The sequence below is a fragment of the Robertmurraya mesotrionivorans genome, assembly GCF_050971805.1.
GTDB lineage: Bacteria > Bacillota > Bacilli > Bacillales > Cytobacillaceae > Robertmurraya_A.
Window position 1 is genome coordinate 51223 of the sequence record NZ_JBPCCH010000011.1, and the last position, 19240, is coordinate 70462.

General features: G+C 36.3%; 20 protein-coding genes. 10 read left to right on the forward strand and 10 right to left on the reverse strand.

Annotation, left to right across the window (positions count from 1 at the left end):
- Positions 1-77: 77 nt before the first annotated feature.
- The gene (locus tag ACRX5O_RS16795) at positions 78-1055 is read right to left on the reverse strand and encodes a DMT family transporter (protein ID WP_433906984.1); all 978 of its coding nucleotides are present in this window, start codon (positions 1053-1055) and stop codon (positions 78-80) included.
- Positions 1056-1189: 134 nt separating this feature from the next.
- On the opposite strand from ACRX5O_RS16795, the gene ACRX5O_RS16800 reads away from it, so the two are divergent.
- Complete coding sequence (locus ACRX5O_RS16800; protein WP_433906985.1) at positions 1190-1618, forward strand: DUF1801 domain-containing protein; 429 nt, start codon at positions 1190-1192, stop codon at positions 1616-1618.
- 9 nt (positions 1619-1627) lie between these two features.
- The gene (locus ACRX5O_RS16805) at positions 1628-2077 is read left to right on the forward strand and encodes an NUDIX domain-containing protein (RefSeq protein ID WP_433906986.1); all 450 of its coding nucleotides are present in this window, start codon (positions 1628-1630) and stop codon (positions 2075-2077) included.
- 54 nt (positions 2078-2131) lie between these two features.
- Here the strand turns inward: ACRX5O_RS16805 and ACRX5O_RS16810 are convergent, their stop codons facing one another.
- Both ACRX5O_RS16810 and ACRX5O_RS16815 read right to left on the reverse strand, forming a co-directional pair.
- The gene (locus ACRX5O_RS16810; protein WP_433906987.1) at positions 2132-2272 is read right to left on the reverse strand and encodes a hypothetical protein; all 141 of its coding nucleotides are present in this window, start codon (positions 2270-2272) and stop codon (positions 2132-2134) included.
- A gap of 62 nt (positions 2273-2334) precedes the next feature.
- Positions 2335-2691 (reverse strand): hypothetical protein, encoded by a 357-nt coding sequence (locus ACRX5O_RS16815; protein ID WP_433906988.1) that lies wholly within the window; start codon positions 2689-2691, stop codon positions 2335-2337.
- 245 nt (positions 2692-2936) lie between these two features.
- Between ACRX5O_RS16815 and ACRX5O_RS16820 the strand changes: the two genes are divergently transcribed.
- Together ACRX5O_RS16820 and ACRX5O_RS16825 are read left to right on the forward strand one after the other, a co-directional pair.
- Positions 2937-3347 (forward strand): ATP-binding protein, encoded by a 411-nt coding sequence (locus ACRX5O_RS16820; RefSeq protein WP_433906989.1) that lies wholly within the window; start codon positions 2937-2939, stop codon positions 3345-3347.
- Positions 3344-4804, forward strand: coding sequence for a PAS domain-containing protein (locus ACRX5O_RS16825; protein ID WP_433906990.1), 1461 nt, complete (start codon positions 3344-3346; stop codon positions 4802-4804). Before ACRX5O_RS16820 ends, ACRX5O_RS16825 begins: the two co-directional genes overlap by 4 nt.
- Positions 4805-4858: 54 nt before the next feature.
- Here the strand turns inward: ACRX5O_RS16825 and ACRX5O_RS16830 are convergent, their stop codons facing one another.
- The 3 genes from ACRX5O_RS16830 to ACRX5O_RS16840 all read right to left on the reverse strand — a co-directional run bounded on the left by ACRX5O_RS16830 (position 4859) and on the right by ACRX5O_RS16840 (position 7839).
- Positions 4859-5866, reverse strand: a complete 1008-nt coding sequence (locus ACRX5O_RS16830; protein WP_433906991.1) for a FecCD family ABC transporter permease — start codon at positions 5864-5866, stop codon at positions 4859-4861.
- Positions 5863-6870 carry a FecCD family ABC transporter permease gene (locus tag ACRX5O_RS16835; protein ID WP_433906992.1) on the reverse strand — a complete coding sequence of 336 codons (1008 nt, stop codon included), beginning with the start codon at positions 6868-6870 and terminating at the stop codon, positions 5863-5865. Before ACRX5O_RS16835 ends, ACRX5O_RS16830 begins: the two co-directional genes overlap by 4 nt.
- Before the next feature lie 123 nt (positions 6871-6993).
- Positions 6994-7839 (reverse strand): ABC transporter ATP-binding protein, encoded by an 846-nt coding sequence (locus ACRX5O_RS16840; RefSeq protein WP_433906993.1) that lies wholly within the window; start codon positions 7837-7839, stop codon positions 6994-6996.
- A 258-nt stretch (positions 7840-8097) separates the two neighbouring features.
- Here ACRX5O_RS16840 and ACRX5O_RS16845 point away from each other — a divergent pair, with 258 nt between their 5' ends.
- The 3 genes from ACRX5O_RS16845 to ACRX5O_RS16855 all read left to right on the forward strand — a co-directional run bounded on the left by ACRX5O_RS16845 (position 8098) and on the right by ACRX5O_RS16855 (position 9888).
- Positions 8098-9021, forward strand: a complete 924-nt coding sequence (locus ACRX5O_RS16845; protein ID WP_433906994.1) for a GNAT family N-acetyltransferase — start codon at positions 8098-8100, stop codon at positions 9019-9021.
- Positions 9022-9143: 122 nt separating this feature from the next.
- On the forward strand, positions 9144-9296 hold the full coding sequence (locus tag ACRX5O_RS16850; protein ID WP_433907069.1) for a hypothetical protein: 153 nt from the start codon (positions 9144-9146) through the stop codon (positions 9294-9296).
- 79 nt (positions 9297-9375) lie between these two features.
- Positions 9376-9888, forward strand: coding sequence for a GNAT family N-acetyltransferase (locus tag ACRX5O_RS16855; protein WP_433906995.1), 513 nt, complete (start codon positions 9376-9378; stop codon positions 9886-9888).
- Positions 9889-9929: 41 nt separating this feature from the next.
- Here the strand turns inward: ACRX5O_RS16855 and ACRX5O_RS16860 are convergent, their stop codons facing one another.
- From ACRX5O_RS16860 to ACRX5O_RS16875, 4 genes are all read right to left on the reverse strand, one after another.
- Complete coding sequence (locus tag ACRX5O_RS16860; RefSeq protein ID WP_433906996.1) at positions 9930-10685, reverse strand: MerR family transcriptional regulator; 756 nt, start codon at positions 10683-10685, stop codon at positions 9930-9932.
- Between the two features lie 127 nt (positions 10686-10812).
- On the reverse strand, positions 10813-11676 hold the full coding sequence (locus ACRX5O_RS16865; protein WP_433906997.1) for a glycosyl transferase family 2: 864 nt from the start codon (positions 11674-11676) through the stop codon (positions 10813-10815).
- 37 nt (positions 11677-11713) lie between these two features.
- The gene (locus ACRX5O_RS16870; protein WP_433906998.1) at positions 11714-12682 is read right to left on the reverse strand and encodes an NAD-dependent epimerase/dehydratase family protein; all 969 of its coding nucleotides are present in this window, start codon (positions 12680-12682) and stop codon (positions 11714-11716) included.
- A complete protein-coding gene (locus ACRX5O_RS16875) occupies positions 12679-13944 on the reverse strand; it encodes a nucleotide sugar dehydrogenase (RefSeq protein WP_433906999.1) in 1266 nt (421 codons plus the stop codon). Before ACRX5O_RS16875 ends, ACRX5O_RS16870 begins: the two co-directional genes overlap by 4 nt.
- 327 nt (positions 13945-14271) lie before the next feature.
- Here ACRX5O_RS16875 and ACRX5O_RS16880 point away from each other — a divergent pair, with 327 nt between their 5' ends.
- From ACRX5O_RS16880 to ACRX5O_RS16890, 3 genes are read left to right on the forward strand one after another with little or no spacing between them, the layout of a single operon-like run.
- Positions 14272-15747, forward strand: coding sequence for a glycosyltransferase family 2 protein (locus tag ACRX5O_RS16880; RefSeq protein WP_433907062.1), 1476 nt, complete (start codon positions 14272-14274; stop codon positions 15745-15747).
- Complete coding sequence (locus ACRX5O_RS16885) at positions 15744-17618, forward strand: glycosyltransferase family 2 protein (protein ID WP_433907000.1); 1875 nt, start codon at positions 15744-15746, stop codon at positions 17616-17618. Before ACRX5O_RS16880 ends, ACRX5O_RS16885 begins: the two co-directional genes overlap by 4 nt.
- 47 nt (positions 17619-17665) lie before the next feature.
- On the forward strand, positions 17666-19183 hold the full coding sequence (locus tag ACRX5O_RS16890) for a glycosyltransferase (RefSeq protein WP_433907001.1): 1518 nt from the start codon (positions 17666-17668) through the stop codon (positions 19181-19183).
- The last annotated feature ends 57 nt before the right edge of the window (positions 19184-19240 follow it).

Sequence of the window (19240 nt, forward strand, 5' to 3'; positions counted from 1 at the left end):
GAGAATCGCAAAAAAACTTTTACAATCGCAAAAAAATAAAAAAATCGCAAATAACTCATCTTTTAATCTGAGTGTATTTAAGAAAATGTCTCTTTTTTAACACTTATCTTTGGCTTTTGCGCCTTTTTCGATGAAAAACTATGCAAAAGCATGCCGAACATGACGATAAATAGTCCTATTGTTGCGAGTGTGCTCGGTAATGGGGTAGATAAAAGAAGGACTTCCCCCACAATGACAAAAATGACTTGAGTCGACTGTGTTGCTTCAACGGCTGCGAGTTTATCATGGTTATCTCTAACACGATCTGTAGCGATGAAGAATAATGTTGTGGCAATCACCCCAGAGGAAATAGCAACAATAAATGACTGTGCTACTTGCTCAGTCGAGGGTGGCCCCACTTGAACATATCCAATTCCAGCGAGTAGTAGCCAAAAAGGGAGGCTAGCAAGGGTCATACCAAATACCCGCTGAAAAGTATCCAATTTCCCCCCACAAATCTCCATCATTTTTCTATTTCCAAGCGGGTAGCAAAAAGCAGCCACAAGAACAGGAAAAGTGCTTGCTATCACAATTTCGAAGGTTAAACTTTGAGCATGCTGCCATTGAATTAGTACAACACCTATTAGAATGAAAAACGAAATGAATAAGGCCTGGATCGGGATTTGCTGTCGAACCTTGATCGGTCCATTTTTTGATTCCACTGTTTTATAAAACAGCGGGCCCAGAAGTACACCTGCCACAATGGTAAGTGGCCAAGTACCAGCGACGAGCCAGCCTGGACCGAATGCAGCGGCAAAGGTAATAGGTGCATAAAACAAAACAAATCCTACAAAGCTCCATAAAAGCCAAGGAAGAGGATTGGAAAGCATTTCTTTCCACATATGTTTTAGATTCCTTCTATACATGACGATCATGAATAAAAAGGGTACCATAAAAATGTATCGTAACGAGGAACTCCATAGCCAGCTGCCTCCTGATAGCTCCATTGAACGATTCAAAATAAAGGTAACAGCAAAAAACAAAGAAGCTAGAATCCCTAATGTAATTTCTCTCATATGAGCACATCCTCTCAAACATAACAACATTATAATATATAATTCTTATATAATACCATAACATTCCAAATTTTTGGAGAATTCGCTTTTCCTTAGATTTAATGGTAAATTTTTTTAAGAAAGGGGTTTTTATGATGTACGAACAAAAGACAAAAGAAACAGACCGCAGTGTGATTGAGTTTATTGAACAAGTGGAACAACCAAGAAAAAAAGAGGATGCCTATAGATTGTTAGACATTTTTACGACTATGAGCGGGTACGAAGCAAAGATGTGGGGACCGAGTATTATTGGTTTTGGGAAATACCATTACAAATATGAGTCAGGTCATGAGGGAGAAGCACCACTCGTCGGTTATTCTCCAAGAAAAGCAAAAATAAGCTTATATTTTGCTACTGGTGATTCTAATCGACAACAGCTTCTTGAAAGCTTTGGAAAACATACGCAAGGAAAGGGCTGCGTATATATCAATAAACTTGATGACGTGAATGTTGAGGTATTAAAACAATTAATTGTGCAGTCGATTGACTTTTTACAAGATACATACCCTAATAATGAGGAGTAGAGAAGGATTATGGAGGAAATTTTGGTCTTTGGGAACAAGGGGGGGAATCTTCAGTATAAGACGAGAATTGGTGTGTATAGCATCATTTTCAATAAAAAAAGAGATCAAATTTTGGTGATTCGGACGACTCGAGGAGGGTACTTTTTACCTGGTGGAGGTTTGGAGGAAAAAGAAAATCACGAGGAGTGCTTACAAAGGGAAATGCTTGAAGAAACGGGGTTTCAGGTGTTTATGGGTGAGTATCTGGGTCAAGCCCAAAAATACCACCTAGCTATGGGGAAAAATCCAACCTTGAACCATGCACATTTTTACTTGGCTACACTTGGTGAAAAGGTACAAGAACCTGTTGAAATAGATGAGGAACCAATTTGGGTGAACATAGCGGAAGTTGAAAACTCATTGTTTCATGAGCATCAAGTGTGGGGAGTGAAGCAGGCGTTAGTGAAATTAGGGATTTAGAGAAGATATGAGAAAAAGACTGCATTTAACAGTCTTCTCCAATTTGTCTCTTGGCTAGCTTTGTTTTTGATTATTGCGAATGGGGACATTCTTCGGTGCTTTTGGAAAGCCGTTTTTCCCCTTATCAGGTCCTGTTAATGTGTTTCTTTCGTCAAGAACTTTTCCACTATATTCGATTGGTCTTTCATCTGCCATCATCTTCACCTCCCATTAGTAGGGTGGGTGATTAGGTGTGTTTAGATACATGACTTTTGAAGTTATTCATCTAAGTACTTTAAGTACTCGTAATGATCTGTTGGTACAGATTTAATTACTTCACCAGCTTCATTATTATAGATTTCGTATTCCCTATAAGTTTCGATGATATAACCATCCACGAGTTCAGTTTTTTCTAGTTTTAGTTCTAATGAAGCAAGAACAGCCTCTTCCTCTTCGTTCTCTACATCAGAATTTGCTTCTGTTGTTTCGGAAGTGTCGGAATCCTCAACGGAAGGAATGGAAGAATACATATTTGTTCCTTCATTTGGATGAGTGAATGTAGAGTTTGGAGATTCCAAATAAGCTACAAGCGCTATAAGAGCAATTACGCTTAGTAAATACATATATTTTTTCATAAATGAATAACTCCTTCACACAATATCTATTAAACTATATGCAAAGTTGTTATAAATAGACCAAGCTGTTAGGCTTCATAAGTTGAGTTATTTTACATCAGAATAGTTAAGTGGGATAGGGAGAACTTTTTATATAAGTTCTCTTTTTTATATTTTAAGAATGATTGACTAGCAAAGGTTATTGTTGGTTCATAATAGAGGAAGGTATTATATTGTATGTAATAAGGGAAGTGGAAGAGAAGAACATGCAAAAATCAATACAGATATCAACATATGAAGAATACGAGATTCTTGAACGGGAATTGGAAGATTATATAGGTAACTATACAGCGGAAAATTTACATTTGGTTATGTACTCTATTCGAGAAGCGGTAAATAATGCATTTGAACACGGCATAAAAAGCAATTCTTCATTGGTTATTACGGTTACAACAGAAATAAGCGAAAGTGAAATCATTGTAGCAGTTGAGCATAACGGGGAAGGATTCAATCACGAAGAAAAAATCATGTCGGTTAAAGATCCTGATCAATATTTTATAGAAACATTATCGAGCACGAGGGGAAGAGGAATTGCCATTATGAAAAAGTGTGCAAAGCATATCTCCTACTCTGACGGTGGAAGAAAACTAACATTACTATTCGAGTTAGAAAAATGAATAAAAACTTTTATCAGTCATTAATTGAAGGATCCCCGGATTTAATTTCAGTCTTAGATTCAGACGGTATTTGTGTCTATGTCAATACATCTTATGAGAAGGTGCTTGGGTACAAGCGGGAAGAATTATTAGGCAAGCACTTTTCAAAGGTAATTTCGCTTGAACAGAACTCGTTAGAATATACTCTTTCTATTTTCTCTGCTGTATTTTCTGGAGAAAAAACAGATGAATTCCAAGTAAATATATATCATAAAGCAGGATACCCATTAACATTCAATGTAAAGTACACGCTTTTAAAAGAAGAAGGATTTCTACAAATTGTTTTACGCGATATCACAGAGGAACAAAAATTAAAGAAACAAAAAAGTGAATTAACAGAAATGAATAAGCTGTTGGCGGACGTTCTTGACCATACCGGGATAGGAATTACTATCACTGATCCACATCAAGAGGACAACCCTATTATTTACCACAATAAAGGATTCGAAAGTCTAACTGGATATGGTTCAGATGAGATTTTGGGGAGAAATTGCAGGTTTCTACAAGGCCCATTAACGAGTAAGGATACAAAAAGGGTCATTAGAGAAAAAGTGGCGAATCAGGAAGAAGTTAAGGTAGAGATATTGAATTATCGGAAAGATCAAACTACTTTTTGGAATGAGGTCTGTATAAATCCAGTTCTTACTGAACAAGGAGAGGTCAGTCATTTTATTGGAATTCAAATGGATGTAACGAAGAAAAAGCTTTTAGAACTTGATTTAAAGCGAGAATTTTCTTTATCTCGTACCATTCAGCAATTAATACTAAGCAAGGATATTGAAGAACAATCAATCACGATCCATGGTTCTTATTTTCCGTCTCATGAACTTGGTGGTGATTTTTATAAATGGCAGAAAATCGATGATGATCTGTATTTTGTTATGATTATGGATGTGATGGGGCACGGAATTGCTTCTTCCTTGCTAACGATGTCGATTAATGCAGAGCTTACATCGATTTTAAAATATGACACTTGCCATCCTACCTATATTTTAAATAGACTCAATCAACATATGCTTGATTTATTCTCAGAAGGCGAAAATGAGAGAATGACAAGAATGTACTTTACATGTATTGTGCTCTTGATTGATATGAAAAACAAAAGCATAGATTACATTAATTCGGGACATCCATCTTTTATCCTCGAGGAAGGGGAAAGGCTAAGAGAAATTTCCTCCAATGAAATACCTGTGGGCTTTCTTCCAAATCATCAATTTCAAGCGGAAACTCTCTATTATAAAGATAAGACAGAGTTGTTTCTTTACACTGACGGTCTCTTAGAGTATTTGAATACCTCATTTGCTGAATTAAAGAAGAAAAAAAAGAAGGATAAAAATCTCTTTCTCCATTTGTCAAAGGAACTGAAAACAAAACAACTTCAAGATGATGTATGTTTTATTCAGGTGAAATTACTTTAAGGGAGTACATGGAACAAATACAAGACCCTCTTTCATAAAAAAGAGGGTCTTTGTTTATTTTTTTAGTAGAAGATATAAGAAATAAGGTGCTCCAATAAGGGCCACCATGATACCAGCAGCAATTCCTTCAGGTTCAATAATGTTTCGCCCAATGGTATCAGCAAACAATAATAACCATCCTCCTGCTAGAAGTGCCACGGGAATAAATAACTGGTTTCTCGGTCCAACCATCGCTTTTGCCATATGTGGGGCCATTAAACCAATAAAGCTTATTCCTCCTGTCACGGAAACGGCAGACGCCGCCAATGCAACAGCTGTAATTAATAAAGTGATTCTTTCCTTCTCAATCGAAATCCCTACTCCGATAGAAATGGACTCACCTAAGGCTAAAATATTTAAGCGATTTGCCTTGTATAAAGTAAAGGGAATCAGCACAAGTAGCCATGGAAGAATGGCCCATACAAATGGCCAATCAGTGCCCCATATATTTCCTGCCAACCACTTTGCAATAAAATCTACCTTAGCACGTTCGGCAGATGAAATAAGAACGATCATAGCTCCAGAAAGTGCCATCGAGAAACCGACCCCAATTAATACCAATCGTACAGGCTGAAGGCCAACACTTTTTTTATAAGAAAAGATATAAATAAGTGCTGATGTAAGGATAGCTCCGAAAAATGCAAGGATCGGAATGGCGTAGGCAAATGTTGCTACGTCGATTGGTGCAAATAGAAAAAAGACAGTTATCGCAACTCCAGCCCCAGAATTTATTCCGATGATGCCTGGGTCAGCTAAATCATTCCGTGTAATTCCTTGAAGAATGGCACCGGATAGTGCGAGAGCCATTCCTGCTAACAAGGTAATGACAATGCGGGGCAGACGGATGTCAAAGAGAATAAATTCTTCCTTAAACGAGCCATTCCCTAATAAGGTTGGTATGATTCGATCATAGCTAACAGAAGAATAACCAAGACTTAAACTCACTATCATAGTTCCAAGGATAAGTACGAGCAGAGCAATCACTATGGATCTTTGTTTTTTTATAAGGTTTTGATGAATCATGAGAATTCTTTCCCTCCTTTACGAATGATAAATAAAAAGAAGGGGAGCCCTATCATGGCAACAATGGCCGCTACAGGTGTTTCGTAAGGTGAATTTAATGTGCGACCAATGGTATCAGCGAGGAGCATAAATGTTCCGCCCAAAATGGTCGACATCGGAAGAATAAAGCGGTAGTCCGTTCCGACAATTGCCCGCACGATATGGGGAACCAGTAAACCAACAAAAGCTAGATTACCAGCTAAGGATACAGCAGCCCCAGCAAGAACGATGACAATCACAAATAAAAAGGCTTTTACACGAGTCGTATTCTGGCCCAAGCCTACCGCCACTTCTTCATTTAAACTTAATATAGTTAGTTGCCTTGAAAGAAAAATGGAAAGAATGATTCCGATAATAATGAACGGGACTACTATTTGAAGTTGGCCCCAGGTGGTTCCAATCACTCCTCCAGCCGTCCACATCGATACATCTTTTGAGATTTTAAAGAAGATAGCAATTCCTTCTGAAATAGCAAAAAGAAAGGCAGATATTGCTGATCCAGCTAAAACGATACGGAAAGGAGAGAATCCCCCTTTTTTTACTGCACTTATGCCGAAAACAAGCAGAGCTCCAACAGCCGCACCAATAAAACAAGCAAGCATGATTCCGTAGTAATTTGCGGAGGGGAGCAGGGCGATGGTTATCGCTAATCCTGCATTCGCACCAGCAGTAAGACCTAATAAACCTGGATCAGCAAGCGGATTTCGTGTCATTCCTTGCATGATTGCCCCGGATACAGCTAGGGCTGCACCAACTACTATCGCAGCAACTTCCCGTGGCAATCGAATTTCTTGTAAAATTAATATTTTTTCGCTTGTCTGATTGGATAATAAGGCCAGCCAAACATCCCTGAAATTTGTATCGGCAGCTCCGAAAACCATTGCAATGCTAAACATGACTATAAATAAAAAAAGTGCAACGATGCATTTGAAGAAAAACGATATAGGTTTGTTATTATGTAGCAATCTAGTCACCTCACTTTTTACATTTCAAAAGAAAGAGAGGAATTCGTTGATGAATTCCTCTACATAAGTAAACTATTTTTCAAGAAAACTCTTAGTAAAGAACTCTATTTAATAGGCGTAGCATTAGTAATTCACACTTACGGGAGTAAGCGTGGTAACCATGTGTTGTTCATTTTGTGAATTCCCTTTAAGCAGGTTATAGGTTATGCACATTGGCTTATTCGTCCGTGGATCTCTGCCAATTTCAGCATCAATTTGAAACACTTCTCGCAACACATCACGTTGTATCACTTCTTCACAAGTTCCTGCTTTTACAATTTCGCCTGCTTTTAAGGCGATCAAATGATCGGCAAATCGAGCGGCTTGATTTAAATCATGTAGAACCATGACAATAGTTCGTCCCTCATTTTGGTTTAACTCTTGCAACAGCTCTAGAACCTCAAGCTGATGAGCCATGTCCAAATATGTGGTAGGTTCATCCAGGAAAATAATATCGGTTTCCTGAGCAAGTGCCATGGCTATCCATACCCGTTGTCTTTGTCCACCAGAAAGGGCATCAACCGGTCTGAACTTAAAATCCATGGTTCCTGTAGCTTCAAGAGCCCAATCGATTACTTCAAAATCTCGTTTTGTTAAGCGGCCAAACCCTTTTTGGTAAGGAAACCGTCCATAGCTGACAAGCTCTCCGACTGTAAGTCCACCAACACTTTCAGGTGACTGAGGGAGTATGGCCATCTTTCTAGCTAGTTCTTTTGTCTGCTGTTTAGCAATATCCTCTCCATCTAAAAGGACTGTCCCAGATTGTTGAGCAATTATTCGTGTAATGGCTTTAAGCAACGTCGATTTTCCACAGCCATTTGAACCAATAATGGTCGTGATTTTTTTATCTGGTATATGGATGCTGAGGTTTTTCACTATCGTTCGTTCTCCATAAGCAACGGATAATTGGTCAGTATATAGGCGAACCATTGGAAACCTCCTTATGTATATAATTAGTTAATTGATAATGATTATCAGTATCGGATATATTAAATATAAAACGCATTCACCCCACTGTCAATAAAATCTTTCACCTTTTGCGGTGACAGACACCCTTCGTGAACAGTTTTTGGGGTTTTGTCCGTGTGGGGTGGACATTTAATGCAAATTGACACATAGAGGACAGGAATTCTTATATTATATGGCGAATAATTATTAATAGAGATTTGGGAATGAAAGGATGTACATATGGAGAGAGTGAAGAAGCCATATATAATTAGAAATTATGAGGAACACGATGCAAATCAAATTGCCAAGTTTGATTTTATTTCAATGTTAGCTTATCGATACAATGGGGACTATACTTCAGATAATATTTTCTGTGCCGTTAGTGAAGAGGGAGAAGTTCTCGCTTCCGCACATATTGCTCCCGATCAGTCTTGGAGCTTAATCGAAAATTCGAACAAGCCTTTGGACTTTGAATTTAAGCTACAGATGGATTTAGCGATAAATGAGAACACGACAGTTCCACAAGAAGCAGTGGATGAGTTAATAACTGCAGTTATCATTAGAGCTAAAAAGATTCGAAGCCAATACCCCAATAAAAAAATTACTCTTACACATACGATTTCTTCTGATGATTTAGAGGAGATGGATTTTTATTTATCAAAAGGATTTATAGCGAAACAAAATCATTTAATAATGAAAAGAGATTTAACAAAACCAATCCCTCAATTTCCTCTACCACCGAATATTAATGTAATGAATTGGAAAATGGAGACTCAAGAAGAACAGGAAATGTATTTGCGTGCAGAGGCTGCTAGTGATCCAAACGGGATTTGTTGGAGCTTGAATCATCTCAGATGGACAAAGTCTGGCGCAGAATGGGATACGTTTACGGCATTTGACGGAAATAATGTAGTGGGTAGTGTTATGACATGGGGACTCGGAGAAGAGAGAAGTGCCACTGAAAATATCTTTGTATTACCTAATTGGAGACGAAAGGGCATAGCAAAGGCATTAATTACTGAAGCATTTACTTTTCTAAAGGAAAAAGGGAATACAGAAGCAACATTAGGAGTGTTTGGAGATAATCGAAATGCAATTTCACTATACCAATCCCTTGGATATCGCATGTTTTATACCATTATTGAGTTTGGATACGAACTTTAGAATCAGCCTGATGGGGTCTGGTTCTTTTTTAATTGGATGTGTTACATGAAATTTTATCTCTTTTTACTGTGTATTCAAAGAGAAAGGGTGCATGTTAATAAATGACAAGGGAGGTGGTAATCTTGCCAAGAGGAAAGGAACTGGAACAATTACCAATGGCAAATACTTTACCTGGTGCCGGAAAAGACAATAGTAATATGAATCGAACGGAATTAACGGGAATGACCGAAGGCGATATGCCGAAGCCGGCACAAGTACCAAAAAAGAATAGCTAAGAAAACAAAACCCAAATCTTTTAAGCCAGATTTGGGTTTTATTTATGGTAATATATGGTTTGTGGAGGGAGGAGAAAAGGTGGAAATTAAAAACGGTAAACTAACAATTCGTCCCCTCGGTAAAGAAGATGTGGGTCATCTATCAAAATGGCTTTCAAACCCAACTGTACTAGAATACTACGAAGGTAGAGATCAACCTTTTACAATAGAGCAAGTGATGGAAACCTATTTTCTAGAAGAGGAAGGTCTCTCCCGTTATATTTTTACATATGAAGACCTGCCAATAGGATATATTCAAACGTATACAGTAGAAGACGAGAGGGAGAAAACGTTTGGTATGGATCAATTTATTGGTGAAACGGAATTCTGGAATAAAGGAATTGGAACCCTTCTTATACATACTATGGTTAATTACTTAGTTACCCAAAAAAGTGCTGCTAAAATCATAATGGATCCACAGACTCGTAATGAAAGGGCATTAAGATGTTACGAGAAATGTGGATTTGAAAAAGTAAAATTGCTTCCGAAGCATGAATTACATGAGGGAGAGTATCGTGATTGCTGGTTGATTGAATTACTAATAGAGCGTTAAGTCCATGCTGTGAAAAAAGGAGGGGCAAATCGCTCCTCCTATTATTTCGTATAAATGGCTATCGCATCACGTAAAAACTCAGCTGTTCCAGGTTGATCTTTATCATAGTAGGCAGTGAATCTCTCATCATCGACGTACATTTGGGCAAGTCCAGCATGTGCTTCTTTGCTGTAGGTTGGCCAAAAATAACAAAGCCATTGTTTATGAAGCTCGGCTGCTTGTTGTGCAAGCGGACCTGCAGGATCACCACTTGTAAATGCTTGGGCCAAAACGTCTTTTACTTGTTGTTCTATAGCCGTCACCTTTTGGTAGTCCTCCTCAGACAGGTTCATGAGCTTGGCATTGGATTGTTCTACGGTTTCATTTCCATACTTTTCACGAATTTCTTTTCCGTATGTCTTTTCATTTTCAACAAGTAAGTTTTGTTTAAAACCTTCAAATTTCTCTTTATTTGACATGGTAATTCTCCCTTCAGATTCTGCAATGGTCTTTTCCACATTACAAATTAATGTTTCTATTTGTTGCCGTTTTTCTATTAGCTTTAAACGATGTTCTCTTAGTGCTACTTCTGCGTCAAACGTAGGGGAAGAGAGTATTTCTTTAATCGTATCCAAGCTAACTCCAAGCTCTTTATAAAAAAGAATTTGCTGAAGACGATTCACCTCTGATTGCCCATAAATTCGATAGCCATTCGAATTCACCCTGCTTGGTTGCAGAAGACCGATTTGGTCGTAATACCTTAATGTTCTCGTACTAACTCCTGCCAATTGGCCGAGTTTTTGAACCGTGTACTCCAATTGTTTCACCTCCTGATATGCTCACTATAAACCTTTACGTAACGTTAATGTAAATAGGGTAAAGAAAAAATAAAAACAATCTCCCAAATAATTAGATGGAGATTGTATTGGTTAAGGGTATGTTATCCTAAAATTCTTTCTTTACTTTATCAATATATTTAAGGGTATCTGCTTTTCCTAATGCACCATGTCCACCTAATGCAGGTATTAACGATGGCCCTGGTCTTACATCATAATAAAAATCAAGAATTACTTTATTTACTTTACATCCAGCTCCCATTCCTTGAATGCCGATAATAAAAGGTATTACATAGTCTTTTATATCTATTTCACAATAAGCGTTCTGCAGATAGTAAATTTTGGGCACATACTTAATTTGTTTATAAAAGTGTACTACGTCAATTCGATCAAAATAGTTATTAACAATATCCGTTTCTGACATATTTGGATATGAGTATCTAAAAACTTGTTTAACTGGAACGGGCAGCCATTTTAATAAGTAGGTTTGAGGACTATTTACTAGTGTTATCGAACCCTTTAGATAACCTGAGAGAATTAGGGACATAAAGCCTCCTGCAGAGGAACCATAGAAAATAACTTTTTCAAAAGGGATACTTACTTTTTTTATTAGTTTTTCTAAAATGGTAGCAATATCTTTAATAAAAAATCTTTTATTAATACCTTGTCCCCATCCTACAAGTAATTCTGAATCAGCATACAAAGTTGGATCATTATAATAAATAGTAGAATCTTTAAAATCCTGAATCCATGAATGTCTTTGGAAATAAGGTGGGGGAATTCGATTTTCGTTAAAATTCATTGCCCCTGAACCTAACACAATTAAGTGTTCTGAGTGTTGTTTTAATTTGATTAGAAATTCAAAAGTGATTCCCTCCCAGTTCAGCACTAAAATGAAAGATTCATTGTACGGAAGCAATAGGCTATCTAGATGTTCATAGTTTATATTCTTACGAGGGTACTCTTTAAGCAATCTTTTCCTCACCACCTTCCTTATAGAATTAATTGAACTAGATATTTTCTTTAAACCATTCGATAGTTTCTGATAATCCTTCTATAAATGAAACTTTTGGTTTAAAAGATAATAAACTTGCCATTTTAGATACATCTGGAAACCTATTTGGAATTTCTTCGAAACCTAAGGGATAAACTTCTTCAAATGGTACATATAAAATAGGGGAATTTGAGTGGGATAATGTACGGACTAGTTTTGCTAAATTAAGGATATTCATCTCTGATTGGGAGCCAATATTAATGATTTCATTATTACACTCATCGTCTATAGCTCTAATCGTAGCTTCTACAGCATCACTTATATAGGTAAAACATCTAGTTTGAGTACCATCTCCATATACTTGGATAGGATCTCCTTTTAATGCCGCACTGATAAATCTGGGAATAACCCCCGCGTAGGGACCTTCCTTTGCGCGTGGTCCGTAAATATTAAAATAGCGAACAACGGAAACCTTAAGTCCTTTGAGACCATAACCGAGACAAAGAGTTTCTTCTAAAGTTTTACTAACAGCATAGCACCATCTAAGTTTATTTGTTGCACCGTACAGTCGATCTCCATCCTCTGCAAAAGGGGGAGTTGCCTTACCGTATACTTCAGATGTTGAGGCAAAGACAACTTTTTTGTCATATTTTAAAGCAGCTCTAAGAACATTTCTTGTCCCATCTATGTTGGTCTCCATAAGCTCCACACTTCTATCCATTGTACTCTTAACACCTAAAATAGCACCTAGGTGAAATATTACATCATGATTAGCGACCAATAAATCAATCATCTCATAATCAAGGACACTAATTTTAAGAAATGGAATTTTCCGGAATAGTTCATTGTGATAAGTTTGTTTCCCGTTATATAAATTATCTATGATAGTAACACGATGTCCCCTATTAACAAGTTCTTCGGCTAAATGAGATCCAATAAAGCCTGCTCCTCCTGTTATTAGACATTTAAATGATTTTTGAGTCATTGAGATTCCCCTTCATTTTCAAACCTTAATACTCCTCTTGTATCAACAATCCGTTTAGCCTCATTTTTAATTTGTTTCCAATTAATTGTGCTGTGATCTGTCAATATTACAACTGTATCAGCCTTTTGAATATCATAGGTTGATAACTCAATAGAAACAAATTCTTGGTTTTTTATTGTTATTTTTGGGAAATAAGGATCATAGTAACTGACTTCCATTCCCTCCTCAACTAATAGCTCAAAGATGTCAAGGGAAGGTGACTCTCGTAAATCATTTACGTCCTTCTTATAAGCCATTCCAATAAGAAGAACTTTTCCTATCTTATTAGGAAGGGACTCTTTTATTTGATTCACTACTTCATGAGGCATTTGATTGTTAATTTCTTCAGCAACCTCAATCATTCGACTCCTCATTCCATACTGATTTAACTTCCATTGAAAGTAGATAGGGTCTACTGGGATACAATGTCCACCAATACCAGGGCCTGGCCAATATGGAGTAAAGCCAAATGGTTTGGTTGCAGCTGCTTGTAGAGATTGATAAAAGTCAATATTAAGTTTCCTACATAACAAAAATACTTCATTGACAAGTGAAATATTTACAAGACGTTGAATGTTCTCAAATAATTTGCACATCTCAGCCACTTTAGGAGAGCTAACAGGCACAGGTTTATCAAATGTCTGCTCGTATAACCATAGGACCTGCTTGAGGCATTCATCGGTTTGTCCACTTACAACTTTAGGAATAGAGGCCAATGTAAAATTCGTATTACTAGGATCAATTCTTTCTGGGGAATAACCTAAATAAAAATCTTTGCCTACCTTTTTTCCAGTTTGTTCTAATATAGGCAATATAACTTCTTCTAAAGTACCTGGATAGGTAGAACTTTCATAAATTATCGTTTGTCCTTGCTGTAAGTTGTCTCTAATAAAATTTGAAGAGGAAATAATGAAACCTAAATCTGGTTCGTTATTGTCTCCTAGTGGAGTGGGGACAGTGACAATCACGAAGGGAGTCCTTCTTAATAATTCATTGCCATCTTCAGGGAAAAAGGCCCTGAATAAGCCATTGTTATATAGTTCTACTAGTTCCTGGTCTGATACATCAGGGATGTAGCTTTTGTTTTCTTTTAAACTCTCAATTTTATTAGGGTCTTTGTCCAAACCAATCACTGAAAATCCGCATTTGGCGAAATGGGTTGCAAGAGGGAGTCCCACATACCCCAAACCGATAACTACCACACTTTTCTTGTCTTCTGCCATTCTTTTATGAACCTTCCTTTCTAGATGATTAAATCTATGTCTCCAAGAGAAATCTCGATAAGGCACGTAGTATAGATTATGCGTATAGAAAATGTGTGTATAGAAAAACAACCTACTTTCTTAATATAAATAATTCTGGTCATGTGATGAAGGTTTGGACTGTAGGTTTGTTAATTTATGTTTCTAGTCTAACTGGCTAATTATGTAGCTTAGATAGGCACTACTCTAATCAAAGGGCAATAAACCGCATATCTTATAGAGAGGTATTACTCTTTTATAATTTGAAAATAACAAAATTCTAATAATAGGAGGTGCCATTATTTGGAGGTGTCAGTTGTTGTTCCAGTTCAAAATGAAGAACACACAATAAGCCAAGTATTGGGGGAACTAAGAAAGATTCAGCCAAAGGAAATTATTCTTGTTCTAAATGGATCAAATGATAAAACGGGAGAGATTGCTAAGAACTATGGATGTAAAATAATTTATTACGAAGAGGCTTTAGGTAATGATATTGGAAGAGCAATAGGGGCGAAACATTGCACTGGTGATTGTATCTTATTTGTAGACGGAGATATAAAGGTTCAATACAAAGAGTTACAGCATTTTATTAACGCAATAAGAGAGGGGTTTGACGTTGCCCTAAATGATCTATCTTTTCTAGTTAATTCAAAGTCACGTCCACATTTTACGACTGTTAGTAAAATTGCTGTAAATGAATACTTGCATCAAAGCGAGCTTTCTTTGAATTCATTATTAGCGGTCCCACATGCATTAAGTAAGAATGCTATAAATATCATTGGATCGAAGAACCTCGCAGATCCAATTTTAGCCCAAGCCATTGCAGTCGCGAAAGGGTTACGTATTTGCGCACCGACCACTGTTGATGTAATTACCACAAATAGAATAAGACCTATCCATGTACAGTTAGATGAAAAATCAGGATTTGCCAAAACTACAAGTCGGATAATTGGTGATCATTTAAGAGCAATCAGATATATAGTGGATACCTATGGTCCTCGTGGTGCTTTTAAAAGTAGTACAAAAAACCGTCAAAAATTGTACAAGTTAATCTCACCAAAATCTAAGAAAGATATAAAATATAGTGCCGTTATTATGTTATCGGAACATGGAAATAAGTTAGAAGCAACACTTAAAGAAGTGAAAACTGCTGGAGTAGAAGAGGTAATAGTTATTGGAAATAAAAATGATATCAATAGTAAGATGGGGGCCATTACAAATTTTAATTCCATTCAAATCATAGAATGTGAAAATAATAGTTTTTTTTCAATAGCACTTACGATAGGTAATAGGCATGCAAATGCTAATATATGTGTTTTCCTGGAAGAAAATAATTGTATTACGTCTAAAGAAATTAAATCTTTACTTCAATCGATTGAAAGCGGAGCAGGAATATCACTTTTTGAACGTAAACAATTATTAGAAACAGATAAAGCACCTGATTCTGTAAGTATAGGTCAATACTTTATAAATATGTGCATATCAAAGCCAGAACTATTAAACAATGGGTTGTCTACGTTTCCTTTTGCAATAAATACTCTGAAGATTTCCAAAGTTATAGAAGAGGAATACCATTGTAACTCTACTTTGGTATTTTTAAAAGCAATGCTGGCAGACATTAAAGTAGATGTCATTAATCAACCCCGTTGGGCACCATTAATCAATAATAAAATTCGAAATGAAGAAATTTTAGGTGACCAATTAGAAGCTCTTACGTTTCTATTGAATATAACCAATGAGCGTGGTGGATTTACTGATGGAGGAAGAAGGAGGGGATTTTTGTGAACAATAGTCTAACAGTAGTTATTCCGTACTGGAACAAGGAAGACTTATTGAAGGATGTAATTCAAAATGCATTGTTACTAAATCCAATAGAAGTAATAGTGGTAAAACCAGAAAATAAGAATGTCGACAGTATAGAGCTAACTTCTAATAAAAAAATAATCTTTGTTGAATGGAACAAAGTAAATTCACCATACGATAAAGCATTTACGAAAGCAAGGGGAGAGATTTTACTATTTATAGATGGAAATATCCTATATAAAATGAGTGAGTTATTAACATTTATACAACCTATTGCTACGGGTAATTCTGATCTCGTGTTAAGAGATTTAAATCCACTAATAATGAAGGGAGAGGTCTTAAGCCCTTTAATGGTTTGGTGTCAGAATATAAATGAAATTATTGGACATACAGATCTTGGTATCAACAATATCCTATCCTTTCCCTGTGCTTTAAAAAAAAGATCAGTTACATCATTGAATATGAAAAATCCTATAGTTTCCTATTTGGAGTTAATTCAAAAAGGAACTAAGATCTCTAAGAGCTTTGTTACTCAAAGGGAAGGACTCTTTAAAGTTCGACCATTTAGTCATGAAGAAGAATCAACATATCATAACTGGATATTGGACGCTGTTGGTCAATGGTTAGAAGTAAAAGGTAAAAGGGGTGCTCTTAGCGATGGTGGCAAACGATTAGATATTTTAGAAGATTTGAAAGCTAAGAAGGGTCCACTTAATTGTAGTAGCGGATGGGGCACCCAATCTTCATTTTATAAGGGGAAGAAATTATCAATAATTATTCCAGCTCAGGACGAAGAGTTAACAATAGGAGAAGTCATCCAAGAGTCTAGAAAACTGGAACCTTACGAAATTATCGTTGTAGTTAATGGTTCAACAGATAAAACAGCTGAAATTGCTAAAAATCTAGGTGCTACGGTAGTCGAGTATCATGAGAGACTTGGTCACAATGTGGGGCGTTCCATTGGTGCTTATATTTCTAAAGGCGATATTCTTCTGTTTATAGATGCTGATTTCCCTATCCGGACTAAAGAACTTCTTCCTTTCGCTACATCTATATGTAATGGAGTAGATATGGCACTTAACGATTTAAACAGTTTACTTCCAATTCAGTTCCCTCTTCACAATGTTAGTGCATTTAAGTATGGCTTAAATATACTTTTAGATAAAGAGTTACTTGGTATCGGTTCACTTTTAGCAGTACCACATGCTTTAAGTAGATCTTGTTTAGAACATATTGGTTTTGAATCGCTGGCATGTCCAAGTCTTGCACAAGTGAAAGCGATCGAAGGAGGTTATACGGTCTCATGCGTCCAACAAGTAGATGTGTTAAGGCCAAATAAAATACGTCCAGAACAGCATCTAGGAAGTTATATTCATGGAGGTAGTAGACAGTATGTTTTAGAAAAAATATACGCAGACCCCAAGTATACTTCCAATAAAGTAAAATTTGAAAATCATAAACCAATACAAATGGGCTGGGGATGTTTTTCAAGTTTATATCAAGGGAAACAATTATCTGTCATTATTGCAGCACAAAATGCGGCACAAACAATAGAACAAGTTATTAATAAGGCAAGGAAAATAGAACCCCTGGAAATTATTGTTGTATTGACTGGATCAACGGATAATACTGAAGAAGTAGTTAAAAAGCTTGGTGTAACTCTTTTTGTATTTAAAGAAAACATTGGTTTAGGCCAAGCACGTTATATTGGTGCACTCTCTTCAAAAGGGGATATCATCAATTTTGTGGATTCATCCCAAAAAGGACAGACACCGGCTGAACAAAGAATCATCGGGGATCATTTGGAAGCTATTTCTCATTTTATTCATCGCAGAAAGAAACCCAACAATTAACGAAAAATTCAGATTCTGGACAAAATATAGTTGGAGGGAGGATAAAATTGGTTAATAAAGTATCTGTAATATTAATTGGCTCTAATATTTTTGATGAAGTACTCTTAGAAAAAGTCTGGTCAATCAAACCGTTTGAAATAATCGTAGTGTTCTCTAATGAAGAAAATAGTGAATTTATCTCAGCTGTAAAATCAAAATCCTGTCAGATAGTAATTGGTGACGGAATTCAAGATAATAATGGATATGTATCAGCTTTAAATAAAGCTAAAGGTGATATAATCCTATTTTTAGATAGTCGTTTATCTTCCATTAGTTCAGAGGAAATAAATAAATTTTTAGAACCTTTAGCTAATAAACAAGCAGACGTGGTGTTAAATAATTTAATACCCAACTTTATAAAAACTAGAAGTAAACAATGGCCAGATCCAATTAGATTATGTAAGGAGGTGTATAATGATAGTCTAGGTCACAATTCCCTTTATATTGATACTCTGCTTTCGTTTCCTCATGCCTATAATCAGCAGGTCAAAAATCAATTAGGAATCGACTGCTTTTTTAACTTAGCTGTAGCACACATGCAAATCTTAGAACATGGATTTAAGATAGCAAGACCCATTTACGTAAACATTTCTTCTATAGAAAGACAATATACTCGGGAACAGTCACATTTTTCAGTTCCATTAACCGAATGGGAACAAGAACATATAAAACTTTTCTTAGAGGGATGGGGTAATTGGTTTCAAATACATGGAAATAGAGGGAATTACCATGATAGCGGAAGAAGAAGAGACCTCGTAGTAGATATCAAAAAGAATAATAATTTATCAAAGTATGCAAAAATTTATGAAGGCACTGGCAGAACCTCATCATTGTATAATGGGAAACAGTTGTCAATAATTATACCTGCACAAAATGAGGAAGCGACAATTGCAGCTGTCCTTACTCAAGCAAGGTATGCAGAACCGTTAGAAATTATTGTTGTAGTAAATGGGTCAACTGATAACACAGAAGAAATTGCAAGAATTTTTGGAACAACAGTTGTTGTATTTGAAGAAGCATTAGGTATTGATGTAGGGAGAGCGTTCGGAGCAAACATTGCTAAGGGAGATATTCTATTATTTATTGATGCGGACTTTCCAATACCTTTCTATGACCTTCAGCAATTTGCCTTAGCAGTATCAAACGGAGTAGATGTCGCTCTGAACAAATTAAATTTCGAGGATTTTCCGTTGTATGTGGTTAACCAATATAAGTACTTGTTAAATATTATATGTAAACGTAAAGATCTGGGTGTTGGATCAGTGGTTGCTATTCCCCATGCAATAAGCAAATCATGTCTAAATGGAATCGGTTGGTATACTTTAATGAATCCGAATATAGCACACGTAAAAGCCATTCTTCAAGGTTATACCATTTCAAATGTACACTTTGTCGACGTAATGAGTCCGAATAAAATAAGGCCCGATCAACACTTTTCATCATCCGGGCATCCTAAGGCTGTTTTACGTATTAACGGAGATCATTTGGAAGCGATAGCATACCTATTGGATAATAGTATAAATTGATAATATGAAAGCACCCTAGAATTTAGTTCAAAACTAACTTTTGGAGGTGCTTTTATT